The organism is Enterovirga aerilata (genome assembly GCF_013044135.1).
GTDB classification, from domain to species: Bacteria; Pseudomonadota; Alphaproteobacteria; order Rhizobiales; family Beijerinckiaceae; genus Enterovirga; species Enterovirga aerilata.
Genome location: NZ_JABEPP010000001.1, coordinates 1,052,061 through 1,058,356 on the forward strand (window position 1 = coordinate 1,052,061; position 6,296 = coordinate 1,058,356).

General features: G+C 70.8%; 3 protein-coding genes. 2 read left to right on the forward strand and 1 reads right to left on the reverse strand.

What is annotated here, in order from left to right; translation table 11 throughout:
* Positions 1-5: 5 nt before the first annotated feature.
* Both cobW and cobN read left to right on the forward strand, forming a co-directional pair.
* Positions 6-1,010, forward strand: coding sequence for a cobalamin biosynthesis protein CobW (gene cobW / locus HJG44_RS05195; protein ID WP_171217212.1), 1,005 nt, complete (start codon positions 6-8; stop codon positions 1,008-1,010).
* Positions 1,011-1,019: 9 nt separating this feature from the next.
* Positions 1,020-4,757: a cobaltochelatase subunit CobN gene (cobN, locus tag HJG44_RS05200; protein ID WP_171217213.1), complete on the forward strand. Its 3,738-nt coding sequence runs from the start codon at positions 1,020-1,022 to the stop codon at positions 4,755-4,757.
* On the opposite strand, the gene HJG44_RS05205 is transcribed toward cobN, so the two are convergent.
* Entirely contained in the window at positions 4,702-5,529 is an 828-nt protein-coding gene (locus HJG44_RS05205; protein WP_171217214.1) for an ABC transporter substrate-binding protein, read from the reverse strand. The two genes, cobN and HJG44_RS05205, sit on opposite strands and share 56 nt — an antisense overlap.
* Between the last annotated feature and the right edge of the window lie 767 nt (positions 5,530-6,296).

Consider the following 6,296-nt stretch of genomic DNA (forward strand, 5'->3'; position numbering starts at 1 on the left):
TTTCCATGAACGCCCAACGTGTCCCCGTCACCGTGCTGACCGGCTTTCTCGGCGCGGGCAAGACGACGCTGATCCGATCGCTCCTCGAGAACGCGAAGGGGCGCCGCATCGCCGTCATCGTCAACGAGTTCGGCGATATCGGCTTCGACGGCTCGCTCGTCGAGGATTGCGCCGCCGGCGCATGCGCGCCCGGCGACATCGTCGAGCTGACGAATGGCTGCATCTGCTGCACGGTGGCGGACGACTTCATCCCGACCATGGACAAGCTGCTCGGCCGCGACCGGCCGCTGGACGCGATCGTCATCGAGACATCGGGGCTGGCGCTGCCGCAGCCGCTGCTGAAGGCTTTCGAATGGCCGGGGGTGCGGACCCGCGCCACCGTGGACGGCGTCGTCACTGTGGTGGACGCGACCGCCCTGGACGAGGGCCGCATCCCCGAGCACGATCCGACGCCCGATCCGGCGCGCGAGCACGACGACCCGGTCGAGGAGGTCTTCGACGACCAGCTCGCCTGCGCCGACCTCGTCGTCCTGTCCAAGGCGGACCTCCTCCCGCCGGACCGCCTGGACGAGATCGAGCGGCGGCTCAGGAGCGAGCTCCGCGACGGCGTCCGCATCGTCCGCTCGCGCTCGGCCGATCTCGCGCCGGAGGTGCTGATCGGACTCGCAGCCGCAGCCGAGGACGACCTCTCGGCCCGCGCCGGCCACCACGGCGACGAGGAGGAGCACGACCACGACGATTTCGACAGCTTCGTCGTCCGGCCGCCCGCGATGGATAGCGCCGATGCTGTCCGGAACTCGGTCCTGCGCACGCTCGCCCTGCCGGGCGTGTTGCGCGTAAAGGGCTATGCGGCGGTCGCCGGCAAGGCGGCGCCGCTCGTCGTCCAGGGCGTCGGCGGGCGCGTCGAGACGGTCTTCGCCCGGCCCGGCGCAAGCCGGGCCGCCGGCCTCGTCGTGATCGGCCTCAAGGGCATAGACCGTCGGGCCGTCGAAGCCGCGCTGGCCGGCTAAGCCCGTCCCGTGCACCTGCAGGTCGCACTGCGACAGGAGATCGACGACGGGGGCACTGCGCGCGACCTGGAGCAGCCGCCGGCGGACATCGTCATCCTGTCGGCCGCGGATACGGAGCTTGCGACGCTGCAGCGAGTCGTGGCCGAGCGGCCGCCCGACGCGCCAACGGTGGCGCTGACCAACTTCCTGCATCTCGGCCATCCGATGTCCGTCGACCTTTACGTCGAGCGGACGCTTGCCCGGGCGCGTTTCGTCCTGCTCCGCCTTCTCGGCGGCGAGAGCTACTGGCCGCACGGGATCGAGTCGCTTCGGCGCGAGGCGCTCCGCCGCCGGATTCCCTTCGCGTGCCTCCCCGGCGATGCCCGCTGGGACGCGGACTTCTCCCGCCGCGGCACCCTGCCCGAACAGGATTCGCAGGCGCTGTGGCGCTACTTTGCGGAGGGCGGGCGGGACAATATCCGTGAGGCGCTGCACTGGATCGACCATGCGCTCGGCCGCGGACCCGCGCCCGAGCCGGCGCGTCCGGTCCCGAGTGCCGGCTTCTGGCCCTCCGCCAAGCCCACGGACGAGGGACCCCGCGCGGCGATCCTGTTCTACCGGGCGCTCCTCCAGGGCGGCATGACGGAGCCGGTCGAGGCGCTCGCGACGGCGCTCCAGGCCCGCGGCGTGTCGGCCCAGCCGATCTTCGTCACGAGCTTGAAGGATCCCGCCTCCGATGCGGTGCTCGCCTCCGCTTTCGCCGCCGGGCCGCCGGATGTGATCGTCAACGCCACCGCCTTCGCGGTCGGCACGCCGGACGCCACCGCGGGCGGAGCGGTCGAGCGGGCGGGCTGCCCGGTCCTTCAGGTCGCCCTGGCCGGGTCGAGCGAGGCAGAATGGCGCGCCTCCTCGCGCGGCCTCTCCCCGCGCGACCTCGCCATGCATGTCGTCCTGCCGGAGGTGGACGGCCGCATCTTCGCGGGCGCGGTCGCCTTCAAGGAGCGCGACCCGGGCGCGCCGCCATTCGCGACGCCCGTGAGCCGGCCGATCGCGGACCGCATCGAGGCGGCGGCCGATCTCGCTCACGCCTGGATCCGCCTGCGCCGGACGCCCGCGCCGGAGCGCCGCGTCGCGTTGGTCGTCGCGAATTACCCGAACCGGGACGGCCGCCTCGCCAACGGCGTCGGCCTCGACACGCCGGAGAGCTGCATCGCCCTGCTCCGGGTCCTCCGCGAGACGGGCTACAGCCTCCCCGGCGCGCCGGACAGCTCGGCCGAACTCATGGACCTCCTGACCGCGGGTCCGACCAACGACATCGCAGCCCGCCCGCAGCGCTCGGGCGGGACGCGATGGCCCGTCGCCGAGTACCTGCGCGTCTACGGCGAAATTTCGGCCGGGGTCCGGTCCGCCATCGAGGCCCGCTGGGGCCCGCCGGATGCCGATCCCCATGTTGAGAGGGGCGAGTTCCGCCTCGGCCTGCACCGCTTCGGACACATCGTCGTCGGGATCCAGCCGGCGCGCGGCTACAACATCGATCCCAAGGAGACGTATCATGCGCCGGACCTCGTGCCGCCGCACCACTACCTGGCGTTCTATCTCTGGCTCCGGAGGAGTTTCGGCGCCCATGCCGTGCTCCATGTCGGCAAGCACGGCAACCTCGAATGGCTGCCCGGCAAGTCGGCCGGCCTCTCCGCCGAGTGCCTGCCGCAGGCCGTGCTCGGGCCGGTGCCGAACATCTATCCTTTCATCGTCAACGATCCCGGTGAGGGCATGCAGGCGAAGCGCCGCACGGCCGCGGTGATCGTCGACCACCTGACGCCGCCGCTCGCGCGGGCAGAGCTGCACGGCGAGCTCGCTGAGCTCGAACGGCTCGTCGACGAATACGCGCTCGCCTCCGATCTCGATCCGCGTCGGGCCGACCGGCTGGCGCGCGACATCGCGGCGAGCGCCGGTGCTCTCAGGCTGGACGCCGATCTCGGGTTGGAGCCCGGCCTCGGCGAAGCCGAGGCGCTTCGCCGCCTCGACGCGCATCTCTGCGATCTCAAAGAGATGCAGATCCGGGACGGGCTCCACGTCCTCGGCCGGTCGCCCGAGCCGGCTCTCCGCGATCCGCTTCTCGTGGCCATCGCGCGGCTGCCCCGGTCCGAGTTGCGCCTCGAGGATGCGTCTCTTCACCGGGCGATCGCCGCCGATCTCGGTCTCGGCCGTTTCGACCCGCTCGCCCGCGATCTTGGCTCTCCCTACGACGGTCCTCGGCCGAGCGCATTGGCCGACCTGTCCGATCGACCCTGGCGCAATGCCGGCGACACCGTCGAGCGCATCGAAGAGCTGGCTTTACGCCTGGTGTGCGGCCGGGTGCGTCCGGAGCCCGGCTGGCATCGCACGGCCCCGGTCCTGCGCTGGATCGACGAAGATCTTCGGGCCCGGATCGAGCGGAGCGGCGAGGCCGAGATCCGCGCGGTCCTGACGGCGCTGGACGGACGGTTCGTCCCGCCGGGACCGGCCGGCGCGCCCTCGCGCGGCCGGCCCGACGTGCTGCCGACGGGCCGCAACTTCTTTGCGGTCGACCTGCGGGCGGTGCCGAGCGAGGCGGCCTGGCGCACGGGCCGGGACGCGGCAGAGCGCCTGGTCGAGCGGTACTGGCAAGAGGAGGGGGAGTGGCCGCGCTCGGTCGCGCTCTCGGTCTGGGGCACGGCCAATATGCGGACGGGCGGCGACGACGTCGCGCAGGCGCTCGCGCTGATCGGCGCGCGGCCGGTCTGGGAACCGGGCTCCGGGCGGGTCACCGGCTTCCAGGTGATGGATGGCGGCGAGCTGAAGCGCCCGCGCGTCGACGTGACCCTCCGGGTCTCCGGCCTGTTCCGCGACGCCTTCCCGCTCCAGATCGACCTGTTCGATTCCGCGGTCCGCGCGATCGCGGCGTTGGATGAAGCGGATGAGGACAACCCGATCGCCGCGCATGTTCGGAGCGAGACGGCGCGGCTCCGCGAAACCGGCCTTGCTCCCGAGGCCGCGCTCCGCGGCGCCTCAACGCGCGTCTTCGGCTCGAAGCCGGGCGCCTATGGGGCCGGGCTGCAGGCGCTGATCGACGAGGGCGGCTGGGAGACGCGCAAGGACATCGCCGAGGCTTATCTCGCCTGGGGCGGCTTCGCCTATGGCGGCGGACGGGAGGGCGAGGAGGCTGCAGATCTGCTCACGGCCCATCTCGCCCGCACGGATGCGGTCGTGCAGGCGCAGGACAACCGCGAGCACGATATCCTGGACGCCGACGACTACTACCAGTTCATGGGCGGGCTCTCGGCGGCGGTCGAGACGATCCAGGGGAGCTCGCCGAGGATCTTCCACATCGACACCTCCCGACCGGAGGCGCCGTTGCCGCGCCCGCTCGGCGAGGAGATCGCACGGGTCGTCCGCGGGCGCGCAGCGAACCCGAAATGGATCGCGGGAATCATGCGCCACGGCTACAAGGGCGCCTTCGAGATCGCCGCGACCGTCGATTACCTGTTCGGCTTCGCGGCCTCGACGGACGCCGTGAAGGACCACCATTTCGACCAGCTCTTCTCAGCCTATCTCGAGGACGAACGAGTAGCGGCGTTCCTGGCGGACGCGAACCCTGCCGCGCTGCGGGAGATCGCCGATCGTTTCGAGGAGGCGATGCGGCGTGGGTTGTGGCGGCCGCGCTCGAACCGGGCAGCCTCGATCCTCGCCGACATCACGGCCGGCGGAGCGAGCGCACCTTCTCGACCAGCACGTCCAGGGCCTGGATGATGGAAGCCCCGCCGCAGAAGAGATACCGGTCCGGGATCTGGATGCGGCGCCCGGGTGGGAAGCGGGCGGCAAGTGCCGGATGCTCCAGCAAGGCGGTTCCCTGGTCTTCAGGGCCGGCCTCGCTGTCCGGCAGGATCAGCACCTCGGCCCGGGATGTGACGATCTCCTCGAGCGTCGCGAACCGTCCCAGGCGCGAGCTGAACGCGCCACCTTCGTTTTGCAGCCCGACGGTGTCGAGCATGGACGACAGGAGCGTGCTTGCGCCCGACACCCAGCCGCGCCGCTGGATGTTGAGCACCTTGAGGCTGGCCCGGGGCAGGGCGAGCCGGGCGCGGGAGACCGCCTGGTCGATCTCGGCGAGGAGGCGCCTGGCGCGGTCCTCGTGGCCCAGCAGGCGTCCGACCTCCTCGATCTGACGTTTGGCATCCTCGATCGAGCGTGGGGCATCGAACTCCCTCACCTCCAAGCCATTCTTCCGCAGCAGGTCCCGCGTGCTCCGCTTCGTGTAGCGACCGGCCAGAACGAGATCCGGCCGGATGGACAGGATCTCTTCCGCCGTCCCCTCCAGCAGCCGCAAGCCCTGGATCCTGCCCGCGACGGGCGACTGCCTGGGGTCCCCCGCAAGGCGGCTGAGGCCGACGATCTGCGATGCGTCGGCCAGCGCGACGACAAGCTGATCGGTGCACAGATTGATGGAAGCGACCTTCGGCCTTGAGTGCTCTGCCGAGACCGACGTGTCCGTGAGCCAAGAGGTCGCCAGAACCGACAGCATCGCGATCGGCAGGCGAGCTCGAGTGCCCCGGCTTCGGTGAAGACTCGCTTTCTGCAACCGCTTCTTCAACTCGGGCAATCCGCGCTCTGGAGGTCACGCATTTCGCCGGCGACCGAACCGGCGAGAATGCGTCGTCCGAGCTCGCACATGGCAGGTTCGGGCAAGAGACGGTGGTTGCCGTCGCCGTGAGCACGGCCATCCGCGACTTTCATGTCTGTGTTGTCCAACCGGTGCACGCAAGCGATAACCAACGTCCGTCCCGGTCAGGAGAAACGGGGCGCGCCGGAGCCGGCTCGAGCTTCTGGCACAGCGAGGGGGCCAGAACGGCAGCGAGGGAAGGGCCCCAGTCCCAAGCGTACGGCGGTCCTCACCACCGTCGAGAGGGAAACGAGATCGACGCTCTCGATCCCGATGAGTGACCGTGCGAGCGGTCCGAAGCCCGAGCGCGGCCTCGATCGCGACGGCGTGGGACAGGATCGCTGCCGACCACCGCTCCGGCGCCGCATCGCCGGTTCGCGGCGGCCGAGTGCCGGGCTCCCGGCTACTCGCCCGGCGATGACATGGACGCTGATGGCCCCGGCTTGCGCACCAGATCGCGCACCAAGGAGCCGTGCAGAATCTCGGACATGGGCGCTGTCTCACCCTGGAGTTGCCCCGTTTTCGTGGACAGTGACGGGGTTGGGTCTCAGCTCTCGGATATCATCTTCATCTCGTAAGCAATCGGGGAGAGGTAGCCCAAGGCCGAGTGCCGCCGGCCCGGGTTGTAC

Excerpts from the sequence above, each read along its gene's own strand:
- cobW (WP_171217212.1), top strand. The coding sequence starts at position 6 with ATGAACGCCCAACGTGTCCCCGTCACCGTGCTGACCGGCTTTCTCGGC.
- HJG44_RS05205 (WP_171217214.1), bottom strand. The coding sequence starts at position 5,529 with ATGCTGTCGGTTCTGGCGACCTCTTGGCTCACGGACACGTCGGTCTCG.